A 15,579-nucleotide genomic window follows, 5' to 3' on the forward strand; every position below is an offset into this window, starting at 1 on the left:
TGTTTGGGCGCGGGAGCGCTGTGGCTTGTCGCGCCCAGGCGGCGGAGCCGCAAATGTCACAGCCCCGCGCCCCCTAAGAGCCTGACCCCTCCGCCAGCTTCAATGCGTAGGTCGGCCACCATTCGCCTGCCTTGGGGCCGCCCTTGCAGGTGCCGTCGGATTCCCCGGGGCGCTTGACCCACAGGTATGCGTCCACCAGGGGATCCGCCGTCTTCGTCGTCGGCGCCTCGCCCAGTTTGCGGCCCGGCGGGTTGCACCAGTTCTCGTCGGGCTTTCCTGCTGTGTACGGGCCGTTGCCGTTGCGGCTGGTGTCGATGACGAAGTGTTTGTCGCCCACCTTTGCCGACAGTTGCTTGCCGTAGGCGATGGAGTCCTCGGTGGAGTAGAAGTTGGAGACGTTGACCGAGAAGCCGTCGGCCTGGGCCACGCCCGCGCGCTGGAGGGGCTGGAAGATCTGGTCGGGGTGGCCCCAGCCGGCGTTGCCCGCGTCCAGGTAGACCTTGGTGCTCTTCAGGGACTTGAGCTTGGTGATGGCGTAGTTGAGGAGGCTGTAGCGCTCCTCCTGGAACTGGGACTGGGTGCAGCCGTCCACCAGGTGCAGTACCGCGTCCGGTTCGAGGATCACCATGGCCGAGCGGTCCCCGATGCCCGCGGCCACCCCGTCGATCCAGGCGCGGTAGGCGTTGCCGTCGGCCGCGCCGCCCTGGGAGTACTGGCCGCAGTCGCGGTGCGGGATGTTGTAGAGGACCAGGAGGGCCGTGCGGCCGGCCTTGTCGGCGGCCTCCGTGAAGCCTTGAGCCTCCTGCTCGGGGTTCTCCGGGCCGATCCACTCGCCGGTCGGCTGCTCGGCGATCTTGCGGATCTGCTCGGCTTCGGAGTCGTTGCCCGACTTGGCGTAGGCGGCGACCTGACGTGCCGCGTTGCCGTCCGGGTTGACCCAGAACGGGTCGCTGTCCTTGGGCTGTTGGGTGATCTTCGCGCCGGCGTTCTTGTCGTCGCCGCCCCCGGAGGAACACCCCGCGACCAGCAGTGCCGCCCCCAGCACCGCCACGGAAGCCCTCATTCGGGCCCCCCTCATGCCGTACATCCAACTCCCCCTTGGGTGCACTGGTCCAAGTCTCAATCCTGACATACGGCCCGCCTCGCCCACGAGGTCGCCCGAACTTGTCGGCGAGCTGTTACAGCCCATGGCCGGGGTGGGCACGGAAGCACCCGGCCGGTGCGGAGGGTCGCCGTAGAAGCCTCGATGACGTGCCGGTCACCAGCATGTATGACGGAGAGCCACCGTAACGGAACCTGGCGTCATTCAGCCTCTAGGCTCGGGCGCTCATCCGTTCTAGAGTCGTCTCAGACGGCCCAAGTCCCCGGCCAGTCCTGGCCACTGTGGCCCCTGAACCTCCCGCGCCGGTCGCCGGGTTACTCCCGCAACCCGTGCGCCCGCGGTTGAGGACCAGCCCGGTCGGCGGCTTCGGGGGGAGCGGGCCGCCGACCGGGCCAGGTGAGGACAGCCCCGGTGCCGGCACTGAGGACCGCCTCGCGATATCCCCACCGGACACCACAGCCACCAGCCGTCCTGCCAGGGGCCCGGGGGCCAGCCCTCGGAGCGGCGCAGCACTCCCGCAGCCCGCGCGCCCGAGGTTGAAGACCAGCCCGGTCGGCGGCTTCCGGGGGGACGGGCCGCCGACCGGGCCAGGTGAGGGCGGGTCAGAGAGCCGTTCCCGTGAGGTAGGCCGAGACGATCACGTTCGCCGTGTAGTTGCCGCTGTCCCGGTCGAAGGTGCCCCCGCAGGTGATCAGCCGCAGTTCGGCGCGCCCCTGCTGGTGCGAGCCATAGGCCTGCCGGGCGTCGAAGTGGTCGCGGTCCTGGATCTGGATGCCGTCGACGGTGAACTCGGCGACCTTGCCGTCGTCGCGGATGACGCGGACGGTCTGGCCCGGTCGTACGGTGCTCAGCTTGTAGAAGACAGCGGGCCGGGTCTCGGTGTCGAGGTGACCCACCATCAGCGCGGCCCCGGCGGCACCCGGCCTGGCTCCGCCCGCGTACCACCCGACGGTGCCCGCCTGGTCGAAGGGCGGCGGATCGATCGCTCCCTGCCGGTCCAGGCCGCGGGGCACCACGGGCGCCTGGACGCCCAGGGCGGGAATGTCGATGCGCTGCGGCAGCGCGTCACCCAAGGGGCGTGCGGCAGGCGGGAGTTGCGTATCCGGCGCCCGTCCGATCGCGGCCATGTCACCGGTGGTGGGTGCGGATGTGCCCTGCCGTACGTCGGTGACCTGCACCCCCCAGTTCCACAGCGCGAGCAGCAGCGCCGCCCAGGTCAGGCCCATCAGGAGACGCCCGGAGCCGGAGGAGTGTTCGTCGTCGGACATGGGTTCAGTCCGTTCTGCGGCTCCGGCGCGCGCTCAGGACCGCGACGGCGCCCGCGGCCGCGCCCACGAGCACCAGCCCGGTGACCGCCTGCCCCGTGCCGGGTCCGGCATCACGGACATCCACGGTAGCGAAATGGGTGGTGCCACCGCCGCCCGCGTGGACGGGGGCGACGGGGGACGCCGCGAGGTGCGAGGCCAGCTGAGAGGGGGACTGGGGCTGGGACACGACGGTGACCTTGCCCGTGGTCACAGAGCCCGCGCAGGTGACCTTCACGTCGTAGGAGCCGGGCTCGGCCGAGGCGCGGACGCGAGTGTCCCCGGTGAGGGTGCCGTCGGCACCCGCGAGTCGCACGTCCGCGACGAACGCCCTGGACGCGGCGCTCCCCGCCTTGCCGGAGCAGCCGGTCACCCGGAGCGCGACGTCCGCCCCGGGTGCGGGGGACGAGGGGCTCACAGAGATGCCGGCTCCGCCCGCGTCGACCGCGTACACCGGCGGGGTGAAGGCGCAGGCGGCCAGAACCCCGGTACAGAGAGTGAGACGTAGTGAACCCATCGTGAAACCTCCAGATATCTGGAGACTCCCCCGCGGGCCCGGGCCCCGCATCCTCAGCGGGGCCGCATTGCTCCAAATGGGTCAAGCAGGGTTTCGGGGTTCAGACCCGGTCGACGAGGTCCGCGATCGAGTCGACGACCTTGGACGGCCGGTACGGGAAGTCCTCGACCTGCTCGGGCCGGGTCAGCCCGGTGAGCACCAGGAACGTCTGCATTCCGGCCTCCATGCCGGCCAGTACGTCGGTGTCCATGCGGTCGCCGATCATCGCGCTGGTCTCGGAATGCGCCCCGATGGCGTTCAGGCCGGTCCGCATCATCAGCGGGTTGGGCTTGCCCGCGAAGTACGGCTTCTTGCCGCTCGCCTTGGTGATCAGCGCGGCGACCGCGCCGGTGGCGGGCAGCGGACCCTCGGTGGAGGGGCCGGTCTCGTCCGGGTTGGTGCAGATGAAGCGGGCACCGTCGTTGATCAGCCGTACGGCCTTGGTCATGGCCTCGAAGGAGTACGTCCGGGTCTCGCCGAGGACGACGTAGTCCGGCTCGTGGTCGGTGAGGATGTACCCGATGTCGTGCAGCGCGGTGGTGAGCCCCGCCTCGCCGATGACGTAGGCCGAGCCGCCCGGCCGCTGGTCGTCCAGGAACTGTGCGGTGGCCAGGGCCGAGGTCCAGATGGACTCGACCGGCACGTCCAGTCCCATGCGGCGCAGCCGGGCGTGCAGGTCGCGCGGGGTGTAGATCGAGTTGTTGGTGAGGACCAGGAAGGGCTTGCCGGACTCGCGGAGCTTCTTGAGGAAGGCGTCGGCGCCGGGGATCGGTACGCCCTCGTGGATGAGCACACCGTCCATGTCGGTGAGCCACGACTCGATGGGCCTGCGTTCTGCCATGTGCGGGATCTCCTGCCGTACGCATGTACGCGGTGCTGCCTGTGCGCCCCCAGCGTAGACACTGGCCGGATCTTGGGGAATGGGCGTCTCAGCGGCGCCTGCGCTGTCTGCGGGCCAGCAGGAGCGCGCCGCCGGTGACGAGGACCGCGGCGGTGGCGAGGGCGACGCCGGGGGTGCCCAGGCCGGTGCGGGCGAGTTCGTCGGCGAAGGGGAGGCGGGGGGCGCGGCTGGGCGTTGTCGTGCCGGTTCCCGTGGTGCTGGGGTTGGGCGTGGGGCTCGCGTCGTTGTGGATGCGGAAGGCGTAGTCGTTGGACTGTCCGACCCAGTCGCCGTCGTCGTTGTGGCGCTGGACCACGGCGGCGTCGGCGGTGACCTTGTTGGGGGCTGCGTCCGAGGTGAGCGCGAGGCGGATCTTCACGGTGACGGTCCGCCCGGGGCCGACGGTGAACCCGGGGAAGCCGTCGTCGAAGGCGCCGACCAGTTCGTCCTCGTCGGTGGTCTCGAAGTGGACGGGGTGCGGCTGGGTGCCGTCGTAGAACTCCAGGTGGGGCTGCGAGGGCGTGAGCTCGTGCCTGTCGTCGACGAGCACGACCACCGGGTGGATGTTTCGGCAGGTCCGGGTGGTGGTGTTGGTGAGGTCCAGGTACCAGATGCCGTATCCGCCGCCGGCTTCATAGGTGTCGGGGCCGCCGTGGATGCGGGTGGTGAGGGGGAAGCGGTGGGCGTCGGGGGCGGCGCAGGTGGGGGCGGGGGCCGCGTGCGCCGGGGGCGCCGGGGCGAGCAGGGCGGCTGCCGCCAGGCAGAGGGAGACGGGCGTGCAGGGTCGCATGGACACGTGAGTCTGCCGGGGGGCGGGGGGTGGGGAGTGGCGGCGCTCCGTGCGGGGTGGCAGGTCCGCTCGTTCAGCGCAGGCGTGTGCGGGGGCTGCTGCCGCCGTGCCCGCGCGTGTTTCACCCCGCCGCCCCTTCCCGTCCCGACCCTGGGGGCTGCCGCCCCCAGACCTCCCGCTTTCGGCCTGAACGGCCTCGTCCTCAAACGCCGGACGGGCTGAAAGACCAAGCCCCGGACGGGTTGAAGACCCAAGCCCCCTCAACCGTCGGCCCGGCCGAACAGCGGTGCCAACACCAGTTGTGCCGCCCCCTCGGCGACCCCGCCGGAGACGACCCGGACCGGGACCGTGGCCTCACCGAGGCGCCGGGCGCACTCGTCGAGGACGGCACGCACCCCTCGTAGGAAGGCGTCCGGGGCGGCTTCGACGGTACGGCCGCCGAGGAGCACGAGGTCGATGTCGAGCAGCGCGACCAGGTTGCCGGCGCCGATACCGAGCACATGCGCCGCCTCGTCCACCTCGCCGCGCGCCACCGCGGCCAGACACAGCGCCTCGACGCAGCCGCGGTTGCCGCAGCCGCACGGCGGCCCGTCCAGCTGGACGACCTGGTGACCGAACTCCCCGGCGCCGGTACGGGCGCCCCGGTGCACGGCGCCGCCGATGACCAGCCCGGCGCCGAGTCCCGTACCGAGATGCAGATAGGCGAAGGACCCGCCCTCGCCCCCGACGGCGAGTCCCAGCGCGGCCGCGTTGGTGTCCTTGTCGACGACGACCGGCCCGCCGAGCCGCCGTGCGAGCGCGTCCCGCAGGGGAAAACCGTCCCACTCGGGGAACCCCGTCACGCGGTGCAGGACCCCCCGGTTGTGATCGAGGGGGCCGGGAAGAGCGACACCGACGCCGAGGAGGGGTGCCGTGAGGAGGGCCCCCGCCAGCGATCCCGTCTCCTCCGCCACCGCGGACAGCACGGCCTCAGCGCCCGTCCCGAGGTCCAGCGAGGTGCGCCGCTCCTCCACCACGGTTCCCGTGAGATCGACCAGTACCGCCCGCAGTTCGTCCCGGTCCAGGTGCAGTCCGACCGCGTGGCCCGCCTCGGGCACCAGCCGCAGCACCGTACGGGGCTTGCCTCCCGTCGAGGTGCGGCGACCCGCCTCCGTGGCGAGCCCCTCGTCCCGCAGCCGGGCGGTGATCTTGCTGACGGCCTGCGGGGTCAGCCCGGTCCGCTCGGCGAGTTCGAGCCGGCTGATGCCGTCCGCGCCGGCCGTGCGCAGCAGATCGAGTACCAGCGCCATGTTGTGGCTGCGCAGCGCCGGCAGGTTCGCACCGCTGACCGTCATCCTCTTCACCCCACCATTCTCCCTCCCCCTTGCACTTTGGCAACAGCGTTGTGAAAGTGGACGGCATGACTGGACGCACAACTCGCACACCCCTCCGCGTCGGCCTCGTCGGCTACGGCCTCGCGGGCTCCGTCTTCCACGCCCCGCTGATCACCGCCACCGAGGGCCTCGTCCTCGACACGGTGGTCACCTCGAACCCGGAGCGGCGGCAGCAGGCCCGCGCCGAGTTCCCGGACGTACGGATCGCGACCACCCCCGACGAACTGCTCGACCGCGCCGCCGAGCTGGACCTGATCGTGGTCGCGTCCCCGAACAAGACGCATGTCCCGCTGGCGACCGCCGCCCTGAAGGCCGGCCTCCCGGTGGTGGTGGACAAGCCCGTCGCGGGCACGGCGGCCGAGGCGCGCGAGCTGGCAGCCCTCGCCGAGGACCGCGGCCTCCTGCTCTCCGTCTACCAGAACCGCCGCTGGGACAACGACTTCCTGACCCTCCGCAAGCTGCTCGCCGAGGGCGAGTTGGGCGACGTATGGCGGTTCGAGTCCCGCTTCGAGCGCTGGCGTCCGCAGCCGAAGGGGGGCTGGCGCGAGTCCGGCGACCCCACAGAGATCGGAGGTCTGCTCTACGATCTCGGCAGCCATGTCGTCGACCAGGCCCTCGTCCTCTTCGGCCCCGCGGCCCAGGTCTACGCCGAGTCGGACATCCGCCGCCCCGGCGCCGAGACGGACGACGACACGTTCATCGCCGTCACACACACGAGCGGCGTCCGCTCCCATCTGTATGTCTCCGCGACGGCCGCCCAACTCGGCCCGCGTTTCCGGGTGCTGGGCTCGCGGGCGGGTTACGTGAAGTACGGCCTCGATCCGCAGGAGGCGGCCCTGCGGGAAGGCAGGCGCCCGCACACGACCGCCGACTGGGGCACGGAACCCGAATCCCTCTGGGGCCGCGTGGGATCCGGCGACTCCCCGCTGACCGGAGGAGGCCGCGTCGAACCCACCCTCCCCGGCGACTATCCGGCCTACTATGCGGCCGTGACCAGGGCCCTCAACGACGACGGTCCCAACCCGGTGACCGCTCTGGAGGCGGCCGCCGCCCTCGACGTACTCGAGGCGGCCCGCCGTTCGGCCCGCGACGGAGTGGCGGTGGCGCTGTGACGCACAACCAGGAGATCACCCCGAAGTTCCACCCGGAACTCACCCCGCCTCTGGAGGAACTGGAGGCGCAGGAACGGCACCTGGTCTTCAGCCAGTTCACCCACGACGACGCCTGGGCGCTGGGTTCCCTGCTCGTGGAGATGGCCCGCGAACGCCAGGCGCCGGTCGCGATCGACATCCACCGCGCGGGCCAGCAGCTCTTCCACGCGGCCCTGCCCGGCTCGACCCCGGACAACGACGCCTGGATCGCCCGCAAGCGCCGCGTGGTCGAACGCTTCGGCTCCGCCTCCTACCTGGTGGGCGCCCGCTTCCGTGCCAAGGGCAGCACCTTCGAGGACTCCTCCCGCCTGGACCCCGACGAGTACGCGGCCCACGGCGGCTCCTTCCCGATCAACGTCCTGGGCGTGGGCGTCATCGGCGCGGTGACGGTATCGGGCCTCCCACAACTGGCGGACCACCGCTTCGTGGTGGAGGCGTTGGAGGAGTTCCTGCACAAGAGCTGACGCTTTCAGGGTCCCGGGTAACTGCACGTTTTCAGGGGCGCGGGGAACTGCGCGAGCAACCACGACGCACACGCGGTCGCAGAACAAGCGCAGTCCCCCACCCTTTAGGCGTCTTTCAACTCCTGCCGCTGGCGGCCAAGCCCCGAAATCTCCAGCTCCACAACATCCCCGCCCCGCAGATACGGCTTCGGCTCAGGCTCACCCATGGCAACCCCCGCCGGCGTCCCGGTATTGATGACGTCCCCCGGGTACAAGGTCATGAACTGGCTGACGTACCGCACAACCTCCTTCACGGAAAAGATCTGCTCAGCCGTCGTCCCGTCCTGCTTCAACTCCCCGTTCACCCAGAGCTTCAGCGACAGATCCTGCGGATCGACAACCTCGTCCGCCGTCACCAGCCACGGCCCCAGCGGATTGAACGTCTCGCAGTTCTTCCCCTTGTCCCAGGTCCCGCCCCGCTCGATCTGGAACTCCCGCTCGGACACGTCGTGCGCGACCGCGTACCCGGCGACATACGCCAGCGGATCCTCGTCGTCCGACACATACCGGGCTGTGCGCCCGATGACGACGGCGAGCTCGACCTCCCAGTCCGTCTTCACCGAACGGCGAGGGACCAGCACCGTGTCGTAGGGCCCGACCACCGTGTCCGCGGCCTTGAAGAAGACCACCGGCTCGGCGGGCGGCTCGGCCCCGGTCTCGCGGGCGTGGTCGTGGTAGTTCAGCCCGATGCACACGATCTTGCCGATCCGCCCCACCGGCGGTCCGACCCGCAGCCCGGTGGCGTCCAGCGCGGGCAGCTCGCCGGCGTCGGCGGCGGCACGGATCCGGCCGAGCGCCGCGTCGTCGGCGAGCAACGTCCCGTCGATGTCGGTCACGACACCGGACAGGTCCCGCAGAACCCCCTCGGCGTCGAGCAGCGCGGGCGTCTCCGATCCCGCCGTACCGACTCGCAGCAGCTTCATGATCACTATCTCCCTCGATCGCGCGGCGCCGACCGATGGGTGCAGCCATCGGAGGACTGGTCGATCCTCCAAGGTCATGGTCCAGTCCGCAATACCCGGTTCACGGACTGGACCGTAACCACCGGCTCAGGAGTACAGGGCCGCCCGCTCCACAGCGCTCCACGCCGTACTGGTGACCACGTACAGCGCGGCGGCCAGCGGCACCACCGCCACCGTGAACAAGGTGAAGAAGGACATGAACGGCATCACCTTGCTGACGGCTCCGAGCCCCGGCACCGACTCACCGCCCTGCACCGGCAAGGGACTGTTGGCGGCCATCATCCGCTTCGTACGCCGGTAGTTGAAGACAGCGACGAGAGTGACCACGGCGAACAGCCCGAGATAGACCAGCCCCGCGCCCCCGAACACCCCACCGCCCCCGAGGGCATCCGCCCACCGCCCACCCAGCGGAGCGGCAAGCAGCTGGTGCGTGAGCAGTTCGTTCGCCCGTCCGCCGATGCTCGTGCTGGAGAACAGGTGGTAGAGCAGAAAGAACGCCGGCAGCTGCAACAGGGACGGCAGGCACCCGGAGACCGGCGAGACCTTCTCCTCGGCATGCAGCTCCAGCACCGCCTTCTGGAGTTTCTCGGGTTCCTTCTTGTGCCGCTTCCGCAGCTCGGCGATCTTCGGTTGCAGTGCGGTCCGGGCCTTCTGACCGCGGGCCGCGGCCCGGGACAGGGGATGGACGAGCAGTCGTACGAGAGCGGTGAACAGGACGATGGCGGCGGCCGCCGCCGAGGCGCCGAACAGCGGCTGGAGCAGGTCGGCGAAGTGTCCGACCAGGTCGGCGAAGACAGTGAAAACGGACATGGGTGAGCCCTCCGGGGGTCTCGTCGTGCCGGTACTGGGACAGGGCGGCATGACGACCCGCGCGGGGTCAGCTACACGTGAGGAGTGAGCCCTGCGCGGCGGTCGCCGGAAGGGCGGATCCGGGGGCTCGGGGCCGGGTGCGCCCCTTGGCGTCGGGGTCGCGTTGCGGCAGGAACGCCGTACGGCGGGCACGGTCGCGGATGGCCGTACGCACCCGGGTGGGCGGCACCGCGGGCGCGCAGCGCGCGGTGAGCAGGGCGCAGGCGGCGAGCGCGGAGCCGGCCGCCGCGGTCGCGGCGAGCGCGACGGTGGCGGTGAGGCTGCCGGTGTCGAGCAGCGCGACCTGGAGGACGAGCAGCGGGAGCAGCAGTACGGCGACGGGACGCAGCGCCATCCGGCTGCGGATCATGACTGCCCCCCTCCTGTGCGTATGTACTGCCACTCGTCTGTTCGGTTCGTATGCCTCGGTTATACCTGATCGCTCTCGACGGGCAGTTCCAGGGGCTGCAACAGCCTCCGCGGCCTGAGCAGCGCCCGGCTGACCGGGTCCGCCGGGTCCGGGTCGAGTTCGGGTCCCGGCTCCATGAGGACGTCCTCGACGGGTACGACGGTTGCACAGGCCGGGCATTCGCCGTACGGCCCGAGTTCGGTGCCGCAGTCGACGTGCCGGAAGTAGCGCAGTTGGGTCTCGGCGTAGTACTGGCGGCCCCAGAGGCCGAGGGAGCGGAGGGCCGGCCACAGGGCGATACCGCGCTCCGTGATGACGTACTCGTCCCGCGGCGGCGACTCCTGGTAGCGCCGCTTCTCCAGGATCCCCTCCGCCGTCAGCGACTGGAGGCGGGCGGCGAGGACCGCGCGCGGGATGCCGAGGTGGACGAGGAAGTCGTTGTAGCGGCGTACGCCGTAGAGCGCGTCGCGGATGACGAGCAGCGTCCACCGCTCGCCGACGATCTCCAGCGCGCGGGCGATGGAGCACTCCTGTGTCGCGTAGTCCTTGCCGAGTGCCATGACGTCCACTGTAACCATTTTTCGCAAGCTTGGTTCAGTGACCGAACCTACGGTGCTACGGTTCAGGACATGACTAGGTTCAATGAACGAACTCTCACCAAGGTCGATACGCCGAGTACAAGGACACCGCCCCTTGCGGAGGCGCCCCCTCACCCCCGCGCCACCCTCGCCCTGACCAGCGCGGCGACGGCCGTGACCCTGATGACCTACACCGCCCCCGTGGTCACGCTCCGGGACACGGCGATCGCCCTGCACACCCCGCTCTCCGCGCAGGCATGGCTCATCAACGGCACGCCGCTGGGCCTCGCCGCGCTCCTCCTGGCCGCCGGCAGCCTGGCCGACGACTACGGCCGCCGCCGGATCTTCCTCGCCGGCACCCTCGCCCTCGGCATCACCACGGCCCTCGGCGCCCTGGCCTCCTCCACGCTGCAGTTCACGCTGGCGCGCATAGCGCAGGGCGCCGCCAGTGCGGCGATCCTGGCGAGCAGCCTGGGCCTGCTGGTGCACGCCTTCCCGACCCCACGGGGCCGACTGCACGCGACCGGCGTGTGGGGGGCCTTCGTGAGCGGCGGCATCGCGGCGGGTCCACTCCTCGCGGGCGCGATGCCCGACTGGCGGGTGGCGTACGGCGTGCTGGGTGCCGCGGCGGTGATCGTTGCGGTCCTGGGCATGCGTATGTTGACCGAATCCCGCTCACCGAGGGGCGGCCGCCCGGACATCCTGGGCGCACTGACCTTCGGCCTGGCGCTGGTGTCCCTGGTCGCCGCCCTCACCCTGGGCCGGGACGGCTGGCTGCGCGCCGAGGTGGGCCTGCTGTTCCTGGCGGCCGTCGTGTTGGTGGCCGTGTTCGCGCTGGTGGAGCACCGCACCGCCACCCCGATGATCGACCTGAGCCTGCTGCGCCGCCCCGGCTTCCTGGCCTCGTCCGCGGGCGGCCTGTTCACCGGCCTCGCGGTGATCGGCCTCTTCAGCTTCCTGCCGGTCCTGTTCCAGCAGATGCTCGGTCTGTCCCCCATGGACACCGCCTGGCTGTTCCTGCTCTGGTCGGGCCTGTCCTTCACGGTGGCCCTCCAGGCGAAGCGCCTCGCGGGCCGCGTCCCGCCCCGCCACCAGCTGGCCGTCGGCTTCGCCCTGCACGCGGCGGGCGTCCTGGCGATGCTCGGCGCGGTCGACTCGGGTTCCTGGCAGCGTCTCCTCCCCGGCCTGATCCTGGGCGGCATCGGCAGCGGCCTGCTGAACGCCGCCCTGCCACTGCTGTCGGTGGAGTCGGTACCGGCGGCCCGCGCGGCCATGGGCTCGGGCGCCCAGCAGACCTTCCGCTACATCGGCTCCTGCGCCGGCGTCGCCCTGACGATCGCGATCGTGACGTCGTCGAGCGGCGGCCTGGGGCACGGAGCGAACATCGCCCTGCTGGTGTCGGCGGGGCTGGCGCTGCTGGCGGCGGTGGCGGTGCTGGTGCTGCGCGAGCGGAACGGAGCTGAGCTGAGCTGAGGGGAGCTGAGGGGAGCTGAGCGCGAAGTCCACACCCGCCCCCCAAGTCACCCTGAGAACTCTCAGGTTCCCGTTCAACGGCCTGCGCTCCACGATGTGGCGGAGCCGGACGGTCCGGCGCCTTTCGACGGCCTTCGAAGTGTTTGCGGCTGCCTTCGGGCCGCCCCTACGTTGAGGCGCCGCGGAATCGACAACCGGGGGACCACCATGAAGAGTCACGTCCGCCAGGCGGGACCGATGCACCGTCGCGCCGCCGCGCTGGCCGGCACGCTGGCACTGACCGCAGTCGCGATGGGCACGGCCGCCTCGCCGGCCTCGGCCGCGGGCTGGGCCTGCGACCACGACGGGCACACCGTGTGGTGCGCGTCGGTGACCGGCATATCGGCCGGGTCCTACCTCGCCTCCCACAACGGGCCGAGCTACGGCTCGGGCACCACCGGGCACCGCTATTACAACGGCCAGACCATGATGCTGGCCTGCTGGACCACGGGTGACGGCGACGCGGACGGCCACGGCGACCGCTACTGGTTCGCGCTGGACTTCGACAGCGACGGCGGATTCATCAACGACTGGTACGTGACGACCGGTTCACCGTCGCAATGGCAGCCACACGTACCGCGCTGCCTCTGAGAACAGCGCAGCAAGCATCCGCATCCCGCCCCCGTAATCTCGTTCAGGAGATCACCATGCGTCGCGTCTTCATCGTGCTGCTGGCCTGTCTGGGGCTGACCGTGCCCGTGACGGTCGCCGCAGCCACGGCCGCATCCGCCTCACCGGCCCTGTCAGTGCAGACCTCTTCCTGCAACTCGGGTCACGTCTGCATCTACAAGGGCGACATCTGGGACGGCGGCTCCAACCACGCGAAGGTGTACGACTTCTACTACTACGGCACCTACAACGTGCACAATCTCATCGGCGAGTACACCGTGCTGAACTGCCAGACAGGCGGCGCGGGCGTCAAGGGATTCACGGGATACAACGGCACGGGAAGCGTGGCGTGGGATCTCCCCACCAACAACTGTGCGGGCGGCCTCTGGACGGACCTCACACCGACGAACTCCGTCAGGGTGTACGCCTGATCTCCACTCCTGCAGAAGGGTCTGCCGGAACACCGGCGGACCCTTTCCGCTGTCCGGCGGACCCCTGCTCTCTAGGACCGAGGCCGCATCGACACCAGCCGCCCCCACACCACCAGCCGGTACCTCGACGTGTACTCCGGGGTGCAGGTCGTCAGAGTGATGTAGTACCCGGGCTCGGAGTACCCGTGGCGGGGCTCGACGGTCGAGCGTGGAACGGGGCGTACGACACCCGAGTCGCGGGCCGAGGTCTGCGGGAGGGTCTTGTCGACGGCGTAGGTGTAGATCGCGGTCTTCGTCTCGACCTCCATGACGTCCTTCGCCCGCAGCCGGTTGATGTACCGGAACGGCTCGCCGTGCGTGTTCCGATGCCCCGCGAGCGCGAAGTTGCCCGCCTGGCCCGGCTGCCCGGTGCCGGGGTAGTGGCCGACGTACCCCTTGTTGAGGACGTCCCGCTTGCTGACGCCCTCGGCGACCGGGACGCGCAGGCCCAGGCGGGGGATGACGAGGATGGCGTAGGCCTGGGACCAGGAGGGGCGGGGCTGCGTGGCGGTGACCTCCTGTCCGCGGTTACGGGTGCCGGTGCGCGGCTGGGGCGTAGCGGCCGGGACGGACGTACCGGAGTCGTCGCCCTTGTCGGTGGCCCCGCCCTTGTCGGAGGCCCCGCCGCCCCACTCCCGCTCCAGCGCCTCCACCTTGCGCTCGGCGCCGCGCCTGGCCTCCCGGTTGGTCCACCACAGCTGGTGGACGACGAGCAGCAGGAGCACGAGGCCCGCGGTGACGAGGAGTTCGCCGCCGGTCCACAGCGCACGCCGGCGGCGCGCGCGCTGCCGCCGGGTGGTGTGCTGCACGACCGGAACGCGCATCCGTACGCCTCCTTCACCGGGCCGCCCGCACGATAAGGGCCGAACGTCGAAGTCACCAGACCCGCACGGCGCCGGCCGTGGGACAGCCGTGCGACAGGGACTGTTCGTGACTTCGTACAGAGGTTTTAGAAAGGGCTGGCGCAACCCTCGACAACCTCACCCGTCACACCCGATGCTTCCCTCCAGTGACCTCACGGGCCAGGTCCCAGCGAAGGCGGAGAAGCCATGATCCGACGCAGAACCCTGCTGACCGCAGCCGGCGGCACCCTCCTCGGCAGCGCTCTCGCGACCGGCACCGCACGCGCGGACGCCACGATCGCCGTCAACCCCGGGACCTCGTACGGCACCTGGGAGGGCTGGGGCACCTCCCTGGCCTGGTGGGCCAATGTGTTCGGCGCGCGGGACGACTTCGCCGACATCTTCTTCACCACCAAGTCGACGACCTACAACGGCACCTCACTCCCCGGCCTGGGCCTGAACATCGCCCGTTACAACCTGGGCGCGTGCAGCTCGAACACCGTGAGCGGCGAGAGCATGGTGGCCTCGCCGAACATCCCGGCGTTCAAGCAGATCGAGGGCTACTGGCAGGACTGGAACAACGAGGACCCGACGTCCTCGGCGTGGAAGTGGACGGCGGACGCCACCCAGCGCGCCATGCTGACGAAGGCCGTGGCCCGCGGGGCGACCACCGAGTTGTTCGCCAACTCCCCCATGTGGTGGATGTGTCTGAACCACAACCCGTCCGGCGCCTCCGACGGCGGCAACAACCTCCAGTCCTGGAACTACCGCCAGCACGCCTCCCACCTGGCGGCGGTGGCCCTCTACGCGAAGAACAACTGGGGCGTGAACTTCGCGACCGTCGAGGCCTTCAACGAGCCCAGCTCCAACTGGTGGACGGCGACCGGCACCCAGGAGGGCTGCCACATCGACTCGACGGTCCAGTCCGCCGTACTGCCGTACGTCCGCAGCGAGTTGGACAAGCGAGGTCTGACGTCGACGAAGATCTCGGCCTCGGACGAGACGAGCTACGACCTGGCCCGCACGACGTGGAACTCCTTCTCGTCGACGACGAAGGGCTATGTGAACCGGGTCAACGTCCACGGCTACCAGGGTTCGGACGGCCGTAGGGACCTGCTCTACACCGATGTCGTGACGACGGCCGGCAAGGCCCTGTGGAACTCGGAGACCGGCGACAACGACGGCACGGGCTACACCCTCGCCTTCAACCTCCTCTACGACTTCCGCTGGCTGCACCCGACCGCCTGGGTCTACTGGCAGGTCATGGACCCGTCCTCGAACTGGGCGATGATCGCGTACGACGCGAACACGCTGCAGGCGGGTGCGGTGCAGACGAAGTACTACACGATGGCGCAGTTCAGCCGGCACATCCGCCCGGGCATGAAGATCCTCGACACGGGTGTGAGCAACGCGGTCGCGGCCTACGACGCGAGTGCGAAGCGCCTGGTGATCGTGGTGCTGAACACCTCGACTTCGTCCCAGACCTTCACCTTCAACCTCTCCGACTTCACTACGGTGAACGGCGGTTCGGGCGGCCTGGTGCCGCGCTGGAACACGGTGACGACGGGCGGGGACCGGTACAAGTCGTACTCGGACACGTTCCTGAGCGGGAAGTCGGTCTCGGTGTCGCTGGCGGGGAAGGCGGTGCAGACCTTGCAGATAGACGGGGTGACGATCTGACGCCCTCGC

General features: G+C 70.4%; 17 protein-coding genes. 6 read left to right on the plus strand and 11 right to left on the minus strand.

Going from position 1 to position 15,579, the window contains the following annotated elements; all coding sequences use genetic code 11:
- Positions 1–73: 73 nt before the first annotated feature.
- From ACWDAG_RS20540 to ACWDAG_RS20565, 6 genes are all read right to left on the minus strand, one after another.
- Entirely contained in the window at positions 74–1,087 is a 1,014-nt protein-coding gene (locus tag ACWDAG_RS20540; protein ID WP_450697014.1) for a glycoside hydrolase family 6 protein, read from the minus strand.
- Between the two features lie 617 nt (positions 1,088–1,704).
- A complete protein-coding gene (locus ACWDAG_RS20545) occupies positions 1,705–2,370 on the minus strand; it encodes a class F sortase (protein WP_450697015.1) in 666 nt (221 codons plus the stop codon).
- A 4-nt stretch (positions 2,371–2,374) separates the two neighbouring features.
- On the minus strand, positions 2,375–2,923 hold the full coding sequence (locus ACWDAG_RS20550; protein ID WP_450697016.1) for a hypothetical protein: 549 nt from the start codon (positions 2,921–2,923) through the stop codon (positions 2,375–2,377).
- A gap of 100 nt (positions 2,924–3,023) precedes the next feature.
- Positions 3,024–3,803 (minus strand): HAD-IIA family hydrolase, encoded by a 780-nt coding sequence (locus tag ACWDAG_RS20555; RefSeq protein ID WP_450697017.1) that lies wholly within the window; start codon positions 3,801–3,803, stop codon positions 3,024–3,026.
- Positions 3,804–3,891: 88 nt separating this feature from the next.
- Complete coding sequence (locus ACWDAG_RS20560) at positions 3,892–4,632, minus strand: hypothetical protein (protein WP_450697018.1); 741 nt, start codon at positions 4,630–4,632, stop codon at positions 3,892–3,894.
- A gap of 260 nt (positions 4,633–4,892) precedes the next feature.
- A complete protein-coding gene (locus tag ACWDAG_RS20565; protein WP_450697019.1) occupies positions 4,893–5,966 on the minus strand; it encodes an ROK family transcriptional regulator in 1,074 nt (357 codons plus the stop codon).
- A 65-nt stretch (positions 5,967–6,031) separates the two neighbouring features.
- Between ACWDAG_RS20565 and ACWDAG_RS20570 the strand changes: the two genes are divergently transcribed.
- Together ACWDAG_RS20570 and ACWDAG_RS20575 are read left to right on the plus strand one after the other, a co-directional pair.
- Positions 6,032–7,117 (plus strand): Gfo/Idh/MocA family oxidoreductase, encoded by a 1,086-nt coding sequence (locus ACWDAG_RS20570; protein ID WP_450697020.1) that lies wholly within the window; start codon positions 6,032–6,034, stop codon positions 7,115–7,117.
- Positions 7,114–7,620, plus strand: a complete 507-nt coding sequence (locus ACWDAG_RS20575; RefSeq protein WP_450697021.1) for a heme-degrading domain-containing protein — start codon at positions 7,114–7,116, stop codon at positions 7,618–7,620. The genes ACWDAG_RS20570 and ACWDAG_RS20575 overlap by 4 nt, the downstream gene beginning before the upstream one ends.
- Before the next feature lie 104 nt (positions 7,621–7,724).
- On the opposite strand, the gene ACWDAG_RS20580 is transcribed toward ACWDAG_RS20575, so the two are convergent.
- From ACWDAG_RS20580 to ACWDAG_RS20595, 4 genes are all read right to left on the minus strand, one after another.
- Positions 7,725–8,582, minus strand: coding sequence for a fumarylacetoacetate hydrolase family protein (locus ACWDAG_RS20580; RefSeq protein WP_450697022.1), 858 nt, complete (start codon positions 8,580–8,582; stop codon positions 7,725–7,727).
- 126 nt (positions 8,583–8,708) lie between these two features.
- On the minus strand, positions 8,709–9,431 hold the full coding sequence (locus tag ACWDAG_RS20585; RefSeq protein ID WP_450697023.1) for a YidC/Oxa1 family membrane protein insertase: 723 nt from the start codon (positions 9,429–9,431) through the stop codon (positions 8,709–8,711).
- A gap of 67 nt (positions 9,432–9,498) precedes the next feature.
- Positions 9,499–9,840 carry a DUF6412 domain-containing protein gene (locus tag ACWDAG_RS20590; RefSeq protein WP_450697024.1) on the minus strand — a complete coding sequence of 114 codons (342 nt, stop codon included), beginning with the start codon at positions 9,838–9,840 and terminating at the stop codon, positions 9,499–9,501.
- A gap of 59 nt (positions 9,841–9,899) precedes the next feature.
- Positions 9,900–10,439: a winged helix-turn-helix transcriptional regulator gene (locus ACWDAG_RS20595; protein ID WP_450697025.1), complete on the minus strand. Its 540-nt coding sequence runs from the start codon at positions 10,437–10,439 to the stop codon at positions 9,900–9,902.
- 69 nt (positions 10,440–10,508) lie between these two features.
- Between ACWDAG_RS20595 and ACWDAG_RS20600 the strand changes: the two genes are divergently transcribed.
- From ACWDAG_RS20600 to ACWDAG_RS20610, 3 genes are all read left to right on the plus strand, one after another.
- Complete coding sequence (locus ACWDAG_RS20600) at positions 10,509–11,930, plus strand: MFS transporter (RefSeq protein ID WP_450697026.1); 1,422 nt, start codon at positions 10,509–10,511, stop codon at positions 11,928–11,930.
- A 207-nt stretch (positions 11,931–12,137) separates the two neighbouring features.
- A complete protein-coding gene (locus ACWDAG_RS20605; RefSeq protein ID WP_450697027.1) occupies positions 12,138–12,560 on the plus strand; it encodes a hypothetical protein in 423 nt (140 codons plus the stop codon).
- A gap of 56 nt (positions 12,561–12,616) precedes the next feature.
- Entirely contained in the window at positions 12,617–13,009 is a 393-nt protein-coding gene (locus tag ACWDAG_RS20610) for a hypothetical protein (RefSeq protein WP_450697028.1), read from the plus strand.
- Between the two features lie 71 nt (positions 13,010–13,080).
- Here ACWDAG_RS20610 and ACWDAG_RS20615 read toward each other — a convergent pair whose 3' ends face one another.
- The gene (locus tag ACWDAG_RS20615; protein WP_450697029.1) at positions 13,081–13,872 is read right to left on the minus strand and encodes a class E sortase; all 792 of its coding nucleotides are present in this window, start codon (positions 13,870–13,872) and stop codon (positions 13,081–13,083) included.
- 225 nt (positions 13,873–14,097) lie between these two features.
- Here ACWDAG_RS20615 and ACWDAG_RS20620 point away from each other — a divergent pair, with 225 nt between their 5' ends.
- Positions 14,098–15,570, plus strand: a complete 1,473-nt coding sequence (locus ACWDAG_RS20620; protein WP_450697030.1) for a beta-1,6-galactanase — start codon at positions 14,098–14,100, stop codon at positions 15,568–15,570.
- The last annotated feature ends 9 nt before the right edge of the window (positions 15,571–15,579 follow it).

The organism is Streptomyces sp. NPDC001157 (genome assembly GCF_053598255.1).